This window comes from Candidatus Pelagibacter sp. HIMB1709 (assembly GCF_052047635.1).
Lineage (GTDB): Bacteria > Pseudomonadota > Alphaproteobacteria > Pelagibacterales > Pelagibacteraceae > Pelagibacter.
This window is the reverse complement of sequence record NZ_JBNAJW010000002.1, coordinates 197,185-213,784: the sequence shown is the minus strand read 5'-3', so window position 1 is coordinate 213,784 and position 16,600 is coordinate 197,185. Positions and strand designations below refer to the sequence as shown.

At 31.1% G+C, this 16,600-nt stretch carries 15 protein-coding genes and 1 other RNA gene; 12 read left to right on the top strand and 4 right to left on the bottom strand.

The genetic code is table 11. The features are described from left to right. Positions 1 to 8: 8 nt before the first annotated feature. From ACTTAR_RS07265 to dxs, 3 genes are read left to right on the top strand one after another with little or no spacing between them, the layout of a single operon-like run. A complete protein-coding gene (locus ACTTAR_RS07265) occupies positions 9 to 245 on the top strand; it encodes an exonuclease VII small subunit (RefSeq protein WP_440681143.1) in 237 nt (78 codons plus the stop codon). Further along, positions 242 to 1,114, top strand: a complete 873-nt coding sequence (locus ACTTAR_RS07260; RefSeq protein ID WP_440698139.1) for a polyprenyl synthetase family protein — start codon at positions 242 to 244, stop codon at positions 1,112 to 1,114. Before ACTTAR_RS07265 ends, ACTTAR_RS07260 begins: the two co-directional genes overlap by 4 nt. Further along, positions 1,111 to 3,027, top strand: a complete 1,917-nt coding sequence (gene dxs, locus ACTTAR_RS07255; RefSeq protein WP_440681140.1) for a 1-deoxy-D-xylulose-5-phosphate synthase — start codon at positions 1,111 to 1,113, stop codon at positions 3,025 to 3,027. Before ACTTAR_RS07260 ends, dxs begins: the two co-directional genes overlap by 4 nt. Before the next feature lie 4 nt (positions 3,028 to 3,031). Here the strand turns inward: dxs and aroC are convergent, their stop codons facing one another. Beyond that, on the bottom strand, positions 3,032 to 4,114 hold the full coding sequence (gene aroC / locus ACTTAR_RS07250) for a chorismate synthase (RefSeq protein ID WP_440698138.1): 1,083 nt from the start codon (positions 4,112 to 4,114) through the stop codon (positions 3,032 to 3,034). A 33-nt stretch (positions 4,115 to 4,147) separates the two neighbouring features. Here aroC and pdxH point away from each other — a divergent pair, with 33 nt between their 5' ends. Next, on the top strand, positions 4,148 to 4,774 hold the full coding sequence (gene pdxH / locus ACTTAR_RS07245; RefSeq protein WP_440698137.1) for a pyridoxamine 5'-phosphate oxidase: 627 nt from the start codon (positions 4,148 to 4,150) through the stop codon (positions 4,772 to 4,774). Here the strand turns inward: pdxH and ACTTAR_RS07240 are convergent. Continuing rightward, positions 4,771 to 5,784, bottom strand: a complete 1,014-nt coding sequence (locus ACTTAR_RS07240; RefSeq protein ID WP_440698135.1) for a polyprenyl synthetase family protein — start codon at positions 5,782 to 5,784, stop codon at positions 4,771 to 4,773. The two genes, pdxH and ACTTAR_RS07240, sit on opposite strands and share 4 nt — an antisense overlap. A gap of 114 nt (positions 5,785 to 5,898) precedes the next feature. Between ACTTAR_RS07240 and ACTTAR_RS07235 the strand changes: the two genes are divergently transcribed. The 5 genes from ACTTAR_RS07235 to ACTTAR_RS07215 are packed head-to-tail and all read left to right on the top strand — an operon-like array spanning position 5,899 to position 12,507. Beyond that, on the top strand, positions 5,899 to 6,702 hold the full coding sequence (locus ACTTAR_RS07235; RefSeq protein WP_440698133.1) for a S49 family peptidase: 804 nt from the start codon (positions 5,899 to 5,901) through the stop codon (positions 6,700 to 6,702). After that, entirely contained in the window at positions 6,668 to 7,564 is an 897-nt protein-coding gene (locus ACTTAR_RS07230; protein WP_440698132.1) for a glycine--tRNA ligase subunit alpha, read from the top strand. Before ACTTAR_RS07235 ends, ACTTAR_RS07230 begins: the two co-directional genes overlap by 35 nt. After that, entirely contained in the window at positions 7,564 to 9,630 is a 2,067-nt protein-coding gene (glyS, locus tag ACTTAR_RS07225; protein WP_440698131.1) for a glycine--tRNA ligase subunit beta, read from the top strand. Before ACTTAR_RS07230 ends, glyS begins: the two co-directional genes overlap by 1 nt. After that, entirely contained in the window at positions 9,630 to 12,290 is a 2,661-nt protein-coding gene (ppdK, locus tag ACTTAR_RS07220; RefSeq protein WP_440698130.1) for a pyruvate, phosphate dikinase, read from the top strand. The genes glyS and ppdK overlap by 1 nt, the downstream gene beginning before the upstream one ends. 10 nt (positions 12,291 to 12,300) lie before the next feature. Further along, positions 12,301 to 12,507, top strand: a complete 207-nt coding sequence (locus tag ACTTAR_RS07215) for a DUF1737 domain-containing protein (RefSeq protein WP_440681130.1) — start codon at positions 12,301 to 12,303, stop codon at positions 12,505 to 12,507. Here ACTTAR_RS07215 and ssrA read toward each other — a convergent pair. Then, positions 12,508 to 12,805: a transfer-messenger RNA gene (gene ssrA / locus ACTTAR_RS07210) on the bottom strand. It abuts the gene before it with no gap. Between the two features lie 4 nt (positions 12,806 to 12,809). On the opposite strand from ssrA, the gene thyX reads away from it, so the two are divergent. Next, positions 12,810 to 13,757 (top strand): FAD-dependent thymidylate synthase, encoded by a 948-nt coding sequence (thyX, locus tag ACTTAR_RS07205; protein WP_440681129.1) that lies wholly within the window; start codon positions 12,810 to 12,812, stop codon positions 13,755 to 13,757. On the opposite strand, the gene ACTTAR_RS07200 is transcribed toward thyX, so the two are convergent. After that, a complete protein-coding gene (locus ACTTAR_RS07200; protein ID WP_440698129.1) occupies positions 13,738 to 14,562 on the bottom strand; it encodes an Mrp/NBP35 family ATP-binding protein in 825 nt (274 codons plus the stop codon). The two genes, thyX and ACTTAR_RS07200, sit on opposite strands and share 20 nt — an antisense overlap. Positions 14,563 to 14,613: 51 nt before the next feature. Between ACTTAR_RS07200 and hflK the strand changes: the two genes are divergently transcribed. Together hflK and hflC are read left to right on the top strand one after the other, a co-directional pair. Then, positions 14,614 to 15,723 carry an FtsH protease activity modulator HflK gene (hflK, locus tag ACTTAR_RS07195; RefSeq protein WP_440681127.1) on the top strand — a complete coding sequence of 370 codons (1,110 nt, stop codon included), beginning with the start codon at positions 14,614 to 14,616 and terminating at the stop codon, positions 15,721 to 15,723. Position 15,724: 1 nt separating this feature from the next. Further along, the gene (hflC, locus tag ACTTAR_RS07190) at positions 15,725 to 16,597 is read left to right on the top strand and encodes a protease modulator HflC (protein WP_428079577.1); all 873 of its coding nucleotides are present in this window, start codon (positions 15,725 to 15,727) and stop codon (positions 16,595 to 16,597) included. The last annotated feature ends 3 nt before the right edge of the window (positions 16,598 to 16,600 follow it).

Genomic DNA, 16,600 nt, shown 5'->3' with positions numbered 1-16,600 from the left:
ATTAATATATGAAAGATAAAAATTTACCACTCGATTATAATAATAGAACGATCGAGGAATTGACAGATGAAGCAAATCAAATAATAAAATCATTAGAGGAAAAGGATGATTTAAACAACTCTGTAGAGAGTTATCAAGAGCTATTAAAATTAAATAAATTAATTGAAAAAAAATTTCAGAAAAATTTTAAATCTATTAGTGAAAATACAAATAAAAAAATTAAGGAAATTATTAAGAGAAAGTGAAAAATCAACTTAGTAAAATTGCAAAAGATACAAATGTATTCTTGAAAAGATACATTAAGGAACAAGGAAATTCTAAATTAATTTATGCAATGAAATATGGACTGTTTCCTGGAGGAAAAAAAATTAGATCTAAAATATTAATTGATATTGGATCGTTATTTTCAATTAACTACAAAACATTAATTACTATAGGAGCGGCTGTGGAATGCATTCATGCTTATTCTCTTATTCATGATGATTTACCATGTATGGATAATGATAATATGAGAAGAGGCAAACCATCAGCTCATATTAAATTTGGCGAGTCAACAGCTGTCCTTGCAGGAAATTCATTATTAACAATGGCTTTTGAAATTTTAACTAGCTCAAAGTTAAATTTGAGCGATAAAATTAAAGTTAAATTAGTAGATAAACTTTCTATATGTTCAGGACATTTGGGTATAGCGGGTGGTCAATATTTAGATTTAGATTTTGAAAAAAAAAAAGTTTCAAAAAAACAAATTATAGATATGGAGATTAAAAAAACAGGAAAACTTTTTAGTTTCTGTTGTGCGGTCCCAGCAATCATTAAAGAGAAAAGTGTAAAGGAAATTAAATTTTTTGAGAGTGTTGGTTCTGATATTGGTCTTCTTTTTCAAATAGCAGATGATTTAATAGACTTTAAAGGTAATTCTAAAATTGCTGGGAAAAAAACCAAAAAAGATCAAAAAAAAGGCAAAGCTACGCTTATAAGTTTGCTAGGCTATGATGCTTCAACCAAATATTGTGTTAAGATTATTTCAGATATTAATAGAAATTTAAAAATTTATGGTTCAAAATCAAAAAAATTAAATGATACATTAGAATTTATATTGAATAGAAATAAATGAAAAATAATTACAAGTTTTTAGATAATATTTATTTTCCATCTGATTTAAGAAAAGTTTCTGAAAATGATTTACAACAAGTAGCTGACGAAGTTAGAAAAGAGATGATTAGAGCAGTATCTAAAACTGGGGGACATCTAGGGGCAGGTCTAGGTGTTGTTGAGTTGACTGTAGCTCTACACTATGTTTTTGACACCCCTAATGATAGATTAATTTGGGATGTAGGACACCAAGCATATCCACATAAAATTTTAACAGGAAGAAAAGAAAAAATTACTACTTTAAGACAAGGTAATGGTTTATCAGGTTTTACCAAAAGATCTGAGAGTGAATATGATCCATTTGGTGCAGCCCATAGTTCCACATCTATATCATCTGCACTTGGTATGGCTGAAGCAAATAAATTAGAAAATAAATCTTCAAATGTAATAGCTGTTATTGGAGATGGTGCAATTAGTGCTGGTATGGCATACGAAGCTATGAATAACGCTGGTGCATCTAAAACTAAAATGATCGTTATATTAAATGATAATGATATGTCTATTGCAAAACCAGTAGGTGCAATGAGAACATATTTAGCAAAGCTATTTACTGGAAAAATTTATTTTAGCTTAAGAGAAACTTTAAAATTAATCACCTCAGCTTTTTCAAAAAGATTTAGTGCTAAAGCTGGCAAGGCAGAAGATTTTTTTCGTTCAGCTGTTACAGGTGGAACACTGTTTAGCTCACTAGGTTTTTATTATGCAGGACCAATAGATGGACATGATCTTTCCACACTTATCCCTATTTTAAGAAATGCTAGAGACTCAAAGCATGAAGGTCCAATTATGATACATATTAAAACTCAAAAAGGAAAAGGATACTCATATGCTGAAAAAGCCAGCGATCACTATCATGGAGTATCAAAATTTAATGTTGAAACTGGAGAGCAACAAAAGAGCGGTTCTAATTTACCAGCCTATACAAAAGTTTTTGCGAATACACTTGTCAAACATGCAAAAAAAGACAGTAAAATTGTTGGAATAACTGCAGCAATGCCAGGTGGAACAGGTATGGATATTTTTGGAAAGGAATTTCCTAAAAGAATGTTTGACGTTGGTATTGCTGAACAGCATGCTGTTACTTTTGCAGCAGGTCTTGCAACAGAAGGGTATAAACCCTATGCAGCAATCTATTCTACCTTTCTTCAAAGAGCTTATGATCAAGTTGTTCATGATGTAGCAATACAGAGTCTTCCTGTAAGATTTGCAATTGATAGAGCTGGACTAGTTGGTGCAGACGGATCAACGCATGCAGGGTCTTTTGATATTACTTATTTGTCAACTTTACCAAATTTTATTGTGATGGCAGCTAGTGATGAAGCTGAGTTAGTAAAAATGATTAATACCTCGGTTGATATTAATGATAAACCCTGTGCAATAAGATATCCAAGGGGAACAGGTATTGGAGTTGAACTTCCTTCAATAGAGGAAAAAATAGAGATAGGTAAAGGAAAAATTATTCAACAAGGAACCCAAGTTTGTTTATTGAGTTTAGGAACTAGACTTGAAGAATGCAAAGTAGCAGCAGAAGAATTGAAAGCAAAGGGTATTTCAACAACAATCATAGATGCAAGATTTGCTAAACCTTTAGATGAAGATTTAATTTTAAAATCTGCAAGAGAACATGAATTAATGATTACAATTGAAGAAGGTTCTATAGGAGGATTTGGTTCACATGTTAAAAATTTATTAGCTGAAAAAGGGATATTCGATAAAGGTTTAAAATTTAGATCCATGACTCTTCCAGATGAATTTATAGAGCAAGATAACCCAAAAAAAATGTATGATATTGCTGGACTGAATAGTCCCCAAATAATAAAAAAAGTGTTAGAAGTTTTATTTAATAAGGATTCAATTAGAGTAGTTAAAAACTAATTAGTTATCCGCACTGAGCCAAATTCATTAGATAGTGGTCTAATAATACACAATTCATCATAGCTTCTCCAACTGGAACAGCTCTTATTCCTACGCACGGGTCATGTCTTCCTTTAACGGATATTGTGGTATTTTTTCCAAATTTATTAATCGTTTTTCTTGTAGTTAAAATTGAAGATGTCGGTTTAACTGCAAATGATGCTATTATTTCTTGCCCTGAAGAAATTCCACCTAAAATACCGCCTGCGTTGTTAGAGTTAAATTTTAATTTATTATTTTTTGATGATATTTCATCAGAGTTTTGCTCACCACTTAGTTGTGCAGAATTCATCCCAGCACCAACATTTACCCCTTTAACTGCATTAATGCTCATAAAAGCTGATGCAATATCAGAATCTAATTTTGCATAAATAGGCGCACCAAGACCTGCAGGAATACCTCTCGCTCTAACTTCTATTACAGCTCCACATGATGACCCTGACTTTCTTACACCAAGTAAATATTTTTCCCATAATTTAATCATAGACTTATCTGGACAAAAGAATGGATTTTTTGAAATAATTTTATCATTCCATTTTGACGTGTCACATCCTAAGATTCCTAATTGAGTGACAGCACCTATAACTTTAAATTTTTTTCCTAATTTTTTTTGAAGTACTATTTTAGCTATAGCACCAGCTGCAACTCTTGAAGCTGTCTCTCTAGCTGAAGATCTTCCTCCACCTCTGTAATCTCTAATTCCATATTTTTTGAAATAGGTAAAGTCTGCATGACCTGGTCTAAATTTATCTTTTATATTTCCATAATCTTTAGATCTCATGTCTTTATTGTAAATAATTAGAGAAATTGGTGTGCCAGTAGTTTTTCCTTCAAATACACCTGAAAGTATTTGGACTTTATCGTCCTCTTTTCTTTGGGTAGTAAATTTTGATTGCCCAGGTTTTCTTTTGTCTAATTCTAATTGAATATCTTTTTCATCTAGGTTTATGTTTGGAGGACAGCCGTCAACTATGCAGCCAATAGCAGGACCATGAGATTCACCCCAAGTCGTGAAACGAAATAGCTTTCCAAATGTGTTAAATGACATTATCTATAATATATAGATTATTTTGTTTAAATTATGAATGAAAAAAACCAACTTGGTATCAATAACTGTTTTTTGAATTTAGATGACCCAATTAAGTTATTTGAAATATGGATGGAAAAAGCTAAACAGACTGAACCAAACGATCCAAATGCAGTTGCACTAGCAACTTCAAATAAAAATAATGTTCCATCCGTCAGAATGGTGCTCCTTAAGGGTTTTAATAAAGATGGATTTGTTTTCTATACTAATTTAAATAGTCGGAAAGGTAATGAACTAAAGGAAAATCCTAACGCTTCAATGTGTTTTCATTGGAAAAGTCTTTTAAGACAAGTAAGAATTACTGGGACTGTATCATTAGTTTCTGATGATGTTGCAGATGAATATTATTCTTCGAGAGCATATGAAAGTAGAATTGGTGCATGGGCATCAAATCAGAGCCAAGAATTAAAAAATAGAGATGAATTAATAAATTCAATTAATGAGTATAAAAATAAATATTCTGATGAAACAAAAGTTCCTAGACCAAAACACTGGTCTGGATGGAATTTAAATCCACAAAATATAGAGTTTTGGCTAGATGGAGAAAATAGAATTCATGAAAGATTGCTCTATACAAAAAGCCAGAATGGATTATGGAATAAATCTTTATTAAGTCCTTAAAAATTTCTTGCTAAACTGAAAGATGTAAGTTTTTTAAGAATTTCTTTTTCTTTACTATCCTTGAACACACTTAAAGAATTTGATGCTAAATTAATATAGTGCTGAGCTTTTTGGTAGCATTCATTTATAATTTTATATTTATTAATCAAAGATATAATATTATTAAAATCTTCTTTTGTTCTCTCTTTTTTATTAAATACTTCTTTCAGTCTATTTTTTTCATTGTTTTCTAATTTTTGGTAAAGCAAGATTATTGGTAAAGTCACCTTTCCTTCAAAAAAATCTTTTCCTATTTTTTTTCCAAATAACTTTAATTCAGAATTATAATCTAATGTGTCATCTGCAATTTGAAAAGTTAAACCTAAATTCCTTCCATAAAATTCTAGCGCATCTTTTTCTTTATTTTCTACTTCAGCTAAAATTGCACCTACTTTTGTTGAAGCAGCAAATAGTTCTGCAGTTTTGGCAGAGATAATTTTTAGATATGTTTCTTCAAGCATATCAACTTCATTATTATGTTGTAGTTGTAATACTTCTCCCTGGGCGATTTTAGATGAAGTTGATGATAATAATTTTAGTATCTCTAAGTTTCCATCTTCCACCATCATCTCAAAGCATCTACTTAACAGATAATCTCCAATTAAAACCGAGGAATGATTACTCCAAATTTTATTTAAAGTTTCTTTACCTCTTCTAATCTCACCTTCATCGATAACGTCGTCATGCATCAAAGTTGCACTGTGAATAAGTTCTACACAAGCCGCTAAATTTACGTCTCTCGAACCTTTTGAGTAACCACATAACTTTGCACTTCCTAATGTCAATAAAGCCCTAAGTCTTTTGCCACCGGTTTCTATATGATAATTAGTCATTTTTTGAACTAATTGAATATCACTAATTAATTTGGATTTAATTCTTTCTTCAGTCAAAGCTAGTTTTTCTTCAACAGAATCCTTTAATTGGAAATATGAATTGTTTATCTGGTTTTTAAGCTGTACTACAGTTCCCATATTAATTTTAAATTAATATAAATAAGCTATATTTATTACTTATCATTTGACGCACCTATTTCTTCAATTATAAGTAGTCTTTATAATCAATAAAATATTCTGTAAGAGATAAATATGTTCTCCTTTTTAAAAAAGAAAAAAATAGTTTCACATATTAAATTAAATGGCGTCATTGGTAATGTCGGTAAATTTAAGCAAGGTATTGATTTTGCAGGACAGGAAGAAATTATTAAAAAAGCTTTTTCACTAAAAAAAGCTGCTGTAGTAGCAATATCAATCAATTCTCCAGGAGGTTCACCTGTACAGTCACATTTAATTTATAGTTTTATTCGTCAGCAAGCTAAAAAAAGTAATAAGAAAGTTATTTTTTTTGCAGAAGATGTTGCTGCATCCGGGGGATATCTTATCTCATGTGCTGGAGATGAAATTTATGCAAATTCAAGTTCAATTATTGGATCTATAGGGGTTATATATTCATCATTTGGTTTTACTGAATTAATTAAGAAAATAGGTGTTGAGAGAAGAGTTCACACAGCTGGAAAGAATAAGAGCACACTTGATCCTTTTATGGAAGAAAAGGAAGAAGATATTCAAAGACTTAAAAATATTCAATTAGATTTACATCAAGATTTCATAAATGTAGTTGAAAAAAGTCGTGGAGCAAAATTAAATAAAAAAGAAGTAGAGTTATTTTCTGGTGAATTTTGGTCAGGTTCTAGAGCTAAGAAATTAGGATTAATAGATGGTATAGGAGATGCTCATGAAATCCTAAAAGAAAAGTTTGGTGAAGATGTCGTAATTAAAAAATTTGAAAAAGCAAAAGGATGGTTAAGTCAAAAACTTTCATCTTCAAATCACATTGACCAATTTGCAAATATTTTAGATGAAAGATCGATCTGGCAAAGATATGGTTTCTAAATCAAAAGAGAAAATTTTTACATTTCAGGATACAATTTTAAATCTTCAAAGGTTTTGGAGTAAAAAAGGATGTGTAGTTCTCCAACCTTATGATATGGAAGTAGGAGCAGGAACATTTCATCCAGCAACTACATTAAGATCATTAGGGGCTAAACCTTGGAAGACAGCATATGTGCAGCCATCAAGAAGACCTACAGATGGAAGGTATGGAGATAATCCAAATAGACTTCAACATTATTATCAGTTTCAAGTTCTTATAAAACCTTCACCTGAAAATATTAAAAAACTTTACCTCAATAGTTTATCATCTATAGGAATTGATCATTCAGATCATGATATTAGATTTGTAGAAGACGACTGGGAAAGTCCAACATTGGGTGCTGCTGGTCTTGGATGGGAGGTATGGTGTGATGGCATGGAAATTACTCAATTTACTTATTTTCAACAGATGGCAGGATTTGAGTGCAAACCAGTTTCTGTAGAAATTACATATGGATTAGAAAGAATATGTATGTTTATTCAGCAACAAAAAAATGTCTACGATCTGTTATGGAATGATGATGGTGTAAAATATAAAGAAGTATTTCATCAAGCTGAGAGAGAATTTTCGGCATATAATTTTGAACATGCGAATGTAGAGTCACTTTTTAAAATGTTTGATATGCACGAGTTGGAAGCAAAGTCATTAGTTGAAAAAAAAATTTCATTACCAGCTTATGATCAATGTTTAAAAGCAAGTCATGTATTTAATATATTAGATGCACGTGGAGCAATTAGCGTTGCTCAAAGAGCAGGATATATTGCAAGAATAAGAGATATTACAAAATCAGCTGCTAGTATTTGGTTAGATAGTCAAAAATAATGTCTGAATTTTTCTTAGAATTGTTTAGTGAGGAAATACCTTCAAATTTACAAAAAAATTTAAGAGAAAATTTACTAAAAAGTTTTAATGAATTTTTTTTAGAAAAATCTATTAAATTTAAAAAAAATTCATCTTACTCAACACCTAATAGGCTATTAATTTTGTTTGAGGGAGTTGAAAAGAAGATAATTTTAAAATCTGAGGAAATAAAAGGTCCGAATACAAAGTCTCCAGATGCTGCGTTGGAGGGATTTGCAAGATCAAATGGTGTTTCAAAAAAAGAGTTGTTTATAAAAAAAACAGATAAAGGTGAGTTCTATTTTTATAAAACTAGATCAAAAAAATTAGATACTCATACATTACTAGAGGAAGCAATACCTCAAATACTGAGTAAAATTCAATGGAAAAAGTCAATGAAATGGTCAAATTATGAACTATTTTGGGGCAGGCCATTAAAATCTATCTTGTCCATCTTTGATAAAAAAAAACTAAATTTTAAATTTCATCATTTCATTTCATCTAACTCAACATTTGTTGATAAAGAATTTGAAGAAAAGAAAAAACTATTTTCAGACTTTAAATCTTATAAAAATTTTTTTAAAAAAATGGATATACTTATTGATCACACTGAGAGAAAAGATTTAATAGAAAAAAAATTCAATATTATTTTAAAAAAAAGAAATATAAATATTGACAACAACCACAAGCTTCTTCAGGAAGTAGTCGATTTAACTGACCAACCAAATGTAATTATTTGTGAATTTGATAAAAAATTTTTAAATATACCTAAAGAAATTTTAATATTAACCATGCAACATCACCAAAAGTATTTTCCTACTTTTGATAAAAAAGGAAACATTACAAATCAATTTTTGGTAGTTGCAAACAATAAAGATAAAAAAGGATTAATTAAATTAGGAAATGAAAGAGTGGTTGAAGCAAGATTAAGTGATGCAGAATTTTTCTGGCAGAAAGATAAAGCTCAAAACATGGTCAAAAAAATTTCTGATTTAAAATTAATGAATTATTTCAAAGGTCTTGGAAATTATTTTGATAAAGCTCAAAGAATGAGAAAGCTTGGTGCTATTATTTCTGATGAGTTGTTAATTAGCAAAGAAAAAGTAGAATTATCAGCATCGATAAGCAAAGTAGACTTGTTATCTGAATTGGTTGGTGAATTTCCAGAACTTCAAGGGATTATGGGAGGTTATTTTGCAAATGTGCAAGGTTTTGATAAAGAAATATCACTTGCTGTTAGTGAGCAATATTTACCTGTTGGATCTGGAACAAAAATTCCAAAAAAACCTTATAGCATTGCTTTATCCTTAGCTGATAAGATTGATACTTTAGTTGGATTTTTTGGTGTAAACCAAAAACCAACAAGTTCCAAGGATCCTTTTGCCTTAAGAAGATTGGCATTAGGGATTGTTAGAATTATCATTGAAAATAAAAAAGATTTTAAAATTAGAGATTTAATAAATTATTCTTCAAGTTTGTACCGGGATCAAGGATTTGAATTTGAGAATAAATCCTTACAAAAAGAATTACTAGATTTTCTATTAGAGAGATTGAAATATTATATGAAGGAGGAAAATATCCGAAACGATATAATACAAGCTTCAATAAATTCTTCTAACTTAGATCAATCTGTAATTATTTTTAATAAAGCAAAAAATTTAAATAAAATAATCAATAAACAAAACGGAATAGATATTATTTCAAGCTATAAAAGAGCATCAAATATTCTAGAAAGTGAACTTAAAAAAGATAAAATCGAATTATCTAATACAACCGACCCTGGTATTTTTAAAACTGAGCTTGAAAAAAATTTATTTAAAAAAATTAATGAATTGAGGAAATATTTTTCAAGTATTAATAATGATGAAAATTTTGTTCAAACATTGGACAATTTAGCAAGTATTAAAAGAGAGGTATTTGATTTTTTTGATAATGTAATTGTGAATGAGGATGATCTAGTAATTAGGAAAAATAGGCTAGAACTAATTCAAATGATGTGTAAAACATTCGACAATTATGTTAACTTTTCTTTAATCGAGTCCAGCTAATGACGAAACTAATATTAAACTTCAATTCGAAACAATCTAAAAGTATTAAAAATCCCAAAAATTTTTTAGGTGGAAAAGGTGCTAACCTTTCTGAAATGGGTAGAATGGGTTTGCCAGTTCCTCCTGGTTTTACAATATCTACTAAAGTTTGTGAGATTTTTTATAAAGATAAGAAAAAATTGAATAACGATTTAATTTCTCAAATTAAAAAAGAATTAAAAATTATAGAAAAAGATGTTTCTAAAAAATTTGGAGACTTAAAAAATCCTTTGTTATTATCTGTTAGATCAGGTGCTAGAGTATCTATGCCAGGAATGATGGATACAATTCTTAATTTAGGTTTAAATGACAAAACAGTAAACGCGTTAGCTTTGAAGACTTCCAATGGGCGATTTGCCAAAGACAGTTACAGACGATTTATTCAAATGTATGGAAACGTTGTGATGGGTGTAGAGAGCTATCATTTTGAAGAGTTAATTGAAAATTATAAATTAACAAAAGGTGTTTTGTTAGACACAGACTTAGATGAAAATGATTGGGATGGTTTAATTGAGGATTTTAAAAGAACAGTAAAAGAAAAAACAAAAAAAGAATTTCCCCAAGATGTATTTCAACAACTATTTGGAGCAATTAGCGCTGTATTTTTATCATGGGAAAGTAATAGAGCAAAAGTCTATAGAAAATTAAACCAAATACCAGCAGAATGGGGAACAGCAGTCAACGTTCAATCAATGGTTTTTGGTAATATGGGTGATGATTGTGCTACCGGAGTTGTATTTACAAGAAATCCATCAGATGGATCCAATGAAATATATGGTGAGTACTTAATTAATGCACAAGGTGAGGACGTTGTTGCTGGCACAAGAACACCTCAATATATAACTAAGAAGGCAAGAAAAAATGCTAAAGTTGAAGAACCTTCAATGGAGGAGTCTTTGCCTAAAGTTTTCAAAGAATTAAAAAAAATTTTAAAAAAATTGGAAAAACATTACAAAGATATGCAAGATGTAGAATTTACGGTTGAGAATAATAAACTGTGGATGCTTCAAACCAGATCAGGAAAAAGAACTGCAAAATCTGCGGTAAAGATTGCAGTTGATATGGTTAAGGAAAAATTAATATCAAAAAAAGAAGCAGTATTAAGAATTGATCCAAATTCTTTAGATACACTTTTACATCCTACACTTGATGAAAAGAGTACAATCAATGTAATAGCAAATGGTTTACCTGCTTCACCAGGAGCAGCAAGTGGAAAGGTTGTATTTACTTCAGAGGAAGCTGAAAGATTAACTTCGATGATGCAAGACACTATCCTAGTAAGAGTAGAAACGTCACCTGAAGATATACAAGGAATGCATGCTGCAAAAGGAATTTTGACGGCTAGAGGAGGAATGACTAGTCATGCTGCAGTAGTTGCAAGGGGAATGGGAAGACCATGCGTATCTGGCTCAAGTGAAATTGATATAAATTATGAGACGAAGACATTTAAAACATCTTCAATGGAAATTAAAGAAGGGGATGTCATTACTATAGATGGATCAACCGGTAGAATTATATTAGGAAGTGTTGCAACAGTTAAACCAGAGATATCTGGAGATTTTTCTAAAATAATGACTTGGGCAGATAGTTTTAGAAAATTAAATATTAGAACAAATTCTGAAACACCCAAGGATACCAAAACAGCAAAAGATTTTGGAGCTGAAGGAATTGGTCTTTGCAGAACAGAACACATGTTTTTTGATGAAGAAAGAATTTTATCAGTAAGAGAAATGATTTTATCAAAAACTAAAGAAGATAGATCAATTGCATTAAAAAAACTTTTACCTCATCAAAAAAAGGATTTTATTGAAATATTTAAAATTATGAGTGGATTACCAGTTACAGTAAGATTGTTAGATCCACCACTTCATGAGTTTTTGCCTCGAACAGATAAAGAGATTAATGAAGTAGCAAATATTGTTAATCTTCCAGTAAAAGAAGTAGAATCTAGAATTGATGAACTGCATGAACAAAATCCCATGCTGGGTCATAGGGGGTGTAGACTTGGAATATCTTTCCCTGAAATATATGAGATGCAATGTAAAGCAATATTTGAAGCTTTAGCTGAACTTAAAAGAAAAAAAATTAAATCTGCTTTTCCAGAAATTATGATTCCGTTAGTTTCAACTGAGGCAGAAATAAAAATAATGAAAGATTTGGTAATTAGAGTAGCAAGAGAAGTTCAAAAAGAACATAAATTAAAAATTGAATTTATAGTTGGCACGATGATTGAGCTTCCAAGAGCGGCTATAAAAGCCAAAGATATTGCAAAACATGCTGAATTTTTTAGCTTTGGAACTAATGATTTAACTCAAACTACATTTGGAATAAGCAGAGACGATAGTGGAAAATTTTTAAATGATTATATAGATAATAAAATTTTTTCAATTGATCCGTTTATTTCGATAGATGATGGAGTTGGAGATTTAATAAAAATAGCTGTTGAAAAGGGAAAAAGTCAAAATAAAAATATAAAACTTGGAATTTGTGGAGAACACGGCGGTGATCCTAATAGTATTTTATTTTGCTCAAAAGCAGGATTAAATTACGTTTCTTGTTCTCCATACAGAGTTCCAGTAGCAAGATTGGCTGCTGCACAAGCCGAATTAAAAGATAAATAGAGAGAATTTTATGAAAGGATATAGATTTATTACAGATGATGACACATCAAAATTTTGTCACCGTGTGACTGAAGCTTTGTCAAATGGTTGGACTTTATATGGCGAGCCAAAAATGATCTTTGATAAAAAGAGAGGTGTTATGCGTTGTGGACAAGCAGTAATAAAAAATTCACCTAAAAAAAAATACTCAAAAAAAATTAATTTATCATCAATTTAAAGTAGGGGCGTTCTGTTGCCAGGTGCCCCGGACCCCGTGCTTAATTAACTAAGTTAATTATGCAGCAAGTGCGTAACTTTCGTTAGCAATTATAAATTAGCCCGTTACGGTGGAACAATCCCGAACGAAAGAATAGCCTTTAGTCACCCGTCGATTCTAGTTCACCCCCGTAAGTTGTAATGGTGGAGGTGGTGGGTACTGCCCCCACGTCCGCAATGGTTATTACGAAATTCGTTTATCGTCGTAGTTGGAAATCCAACATTAATAATATAAAAGTAATTACAACAGATTCAATAACAATCATGAAATTAACAAAAGAACAATCAGAAGAAATAAAAAACCAGCAATCCCAAAGCAATCAAACTAAAAGAGTTACTGCTCCAGAGCTTGAAAAAATATTATACGAAGCTTTGCCAGCATTAGATCACGGTTTTGTTAGAGTTGTCGATTATATGGGCGATGATACCTCTATAGTTCAGTCTGCGAGAGTTTCATACGGAAAAGGTACAAAACAAGTTTCTACAGATAAAGGTTTGATAAAATATTTAATGAGGCATTGGCATAGTACACCATTTGAAATGTGTGAAATTAAATATCATATAAAACTTCCAATATTTATAGCAAGACAATGGATTAGACATAGAACTGCAAATGTAAATGAATATTCTGCAAGATACTCAATTCTTGATAAAGAATTTTATTTACCATCTGCAGAAAATTTAGCAGCACAGTCTACAAGTAATCGACAAGGTAGAGGCGATGTTCTTGAAGGAAAACAGGCAGAAGAAGTTTTAGAACTTTTAAAAAGTGATGCGGAGAGAACCTATGATAATTATGAGACGATGCTAAATGAAAGATATGATGGTTCAACAATTGATGAGAATAAAAAAGGATTGGCAAGAGAGCTGGCAAGAATGAATTTGACTTTAAATACTTACACTCAATGGTATTGGAAAACTGATCTTCTAAATTTAATGAATTTTTTAAGATTAAGGGCTGACAGTCATGCCCAGTATGAAATAAGAGTATATGCAGATATAATGTTAGACACAGTTAAAAAATGGGTACCAATTACTTATGATGCATTTATGGATTACAGGGTAGGAGGAACTGAAGTTTCCGCTAAAGGAAAGGTTATTATTCAAAAACTTATCAAAGGTGAAAACGTAGATGTTGAAAGCTCAGGTCTTTCAAAAAGAGAATGGAATGAACTAATGATTGCTTTTGATCTTAAAGATAAGTTAATTTAATCTTTTCAGCAAAATCAAAATATATTTTTGAAATTTCATGATCAGGATTTGACTCGACTATAGGTTTTCCTTGATCACCAGAATTACCAACTTCAGGATTAATCGGTATTTCTCCTAAAAATTCTTTTTGAAATTCCTCAGCAGTTTTTTTAACTCCACCTTCTCCAAATATTTTGTACTTCTTGCCATCATCTCCAACAAAAAAACTCATGTTATCAACTAAACCTAAAATTTTTACCCCAAGTTTATCAAACATTTTAATTCCTCTTTTCACATCCAGAAGAGCAACTTCTTGTGGAGTTGAAACTATAATTGCACCATCCATTTTGATTTCTTGTGAAAAAGTTAATTGAGTATCTCCAGTACCTGGTGGCATATCAACAATTATAAAATCTAAATCTTTCCAATTAACTTTTTGAGTAAAGGTTTTAATTGCACTTGTTACCATTGGACCTCGCCAAATCATTGGAGTTTGCTGATCTGCTAAAAATCCTATCGACATACATTGAATGTCATATTTTGTTATAGGATCTAATTTTTGACCATCACTTTTTGGTTTCTCATTGATGTTGAACATTTTTGGAATGGAAGGGCCGTAAATATCAGCATCTAACAATCCAACTTTACATCCAACTTTTTTTAAAGCTAGGGCAAGATTCGTTGCAAATGTAGATTTGCCTACACCACCTTTTGCACTTGAGATTGCAATCGTAAACTTAGTTCCTAAAATTGGATTTTTAGTAAAAACTCTAGGCTCCACCTTCTTTTTCATTGCGTCACTTAGTTCAGTTTTTTTATCAGGCATATTCCTATCCTTACTTGTTTTTTGCAATAAAGACACTATATACTTTGACATATGTCAGATGATTTCAGAGGGAGAGGCGGAAGCCCATGGGGAGCACCTCCTGGAGGTGGTAGTGGAAGTGGTAACGGCTCAGGTAGAGGTCCAACACCACCAAACGTAGATGAAATCATAAGAGAATTTCAAGATAAAATAAAAAAGTTTTTACCAGGAGGAAAATCTTCAGGTGGAAAATCTGTCGGTTTAATTTTGTTAATTCTACTTTTTGTATGGCTTGCTAGTGGACTTTATAGAGTATTGCCTGATGAACAAGGTGTAGTGTTAAGATTTGGAAAATTTGTAAAAACTACTCAACCTGGATTGAATTACCATATTCCTTTTCCTGTTGAAACTGTTCAAACTCCAAAAGTAACTAAAGTAAATAGAATTGATATTGGATTTAGATCTGAGCGAGACAGCGGTTTTTCTACAGGTGGAGGAGTTGCAGATGTTCCTCAAGAAAGTTTAATGCTTACTGGAGATGAAAATATCGTAAACATAGATTTTTCTGTATTTTGGGTAATTAAAGATGCTGGAAACTTTTTATTTAAAATTCAAGATCCTGTAGGAACAGTTAAAGCTGCTGCAGAAACAGCAATGAGAGAAGTGATTGCTAAAAGTGATATCCAACCAATACTAACAGAAGGTAGATCTAGTATTGAGATTGAAACACAAGAAATTATTCAAACTATTTTAGATGATTATGAAAGTGGAGTTCAGATAACTCAAGTTCAAACACAAAAAGCTGACCCACCTGATCAAGTAATTGATGCATTTAGAGATGTTCAAGCTGCAAGAGCAGACATGGAAAGATCTAAAAACGAGGCAGAAGCTTATGCAAATGATGTAATTCCAAGAGCAAGAGGGGAAGCGCAAAAAATTTTACAAGCTGCAGAAGCTTATAAAAAAGAGGTTGTCGCTAAAGCAGAAGGTGAAGCAAGTAGATTTATATCAATTTATAATGAATATAAAAATGCAAAAGCAGTTACTCAGGAAAGAATGTATTTAGAAACTATGGAAAAAGTACTAGCAGATATTGACAAAGTTATTATAGAAAAAAATGCAGGTTCAGGTGTGGTACCATACTTGCCCCTACCTGAATTAAAAAAGAAAGCGACAAATTAAAATGAAAGCTGGAAAAATAGTTGCTGGAATATTAGTTTTAATTGGTGTTGTAGCGTTTCTATCAATAATTATAGTTAAAGAAGTAAACCAAGCAATAATTCTTCAATTTGGTGATCCAAAAAGAATTATAATGAAACCAGGCTTAAACTTTAAAATTCCATTTATTCAAAACGTTGTTTACCTAGACAAAAGAATTTTAAATTTAGATACCCCACCAGAAGAGGTAATAGCATCTGATCAAAAAAGATTAATTGTAGATGCGTTTGCAAGATTTCAAATAGTTGATCCTTTGAAATTTTATATTTCTGTTGGAGACGAAAGAGTTGCAAGATCAAGGTTGTCAACGATTATAAACTCAAGAATTAGAAATGTTCTAGGTCAGGAAGAGTTGCAAACTCTATTGTCTAAAGATAGATCTAAGCAAATGGAATTGATCAAAGAAGGTGTAAATAATGAAGCACAGAATTTTGGTATAAGTATTGTTGACGTTAGAATTAAAAGAGCAGATCTTCCACAAGCAAACAGTGATGCAATTTATAGAAGAATGCAAACTGAGAGGGAAAGAGAAGCAAAAGAATTTAGAGCACAGGGTGCAGAAATGGCAGTGACGATTACATCAACTGCAGATAAAGAAGTAACAGTAATTTTAGCAGATGCTCAAAAACAGTCAGAGATAATGAAGGGGGAAGGTGATGGTACAAGAAATAAAATTTTTGCAGATGCCTTTGGTCAGGACCCTGAGTTTTTTGCTTTTTATAGGGCGATGCAAGCATATGAAAAAGCTTTAATTGGGGGAGAAACATCTTTAATCTTGTCTCCTGATAGTGAATTCTTTAAATTTTTTGGAAATATAAAACCTGAAATCAAACAATAGAAT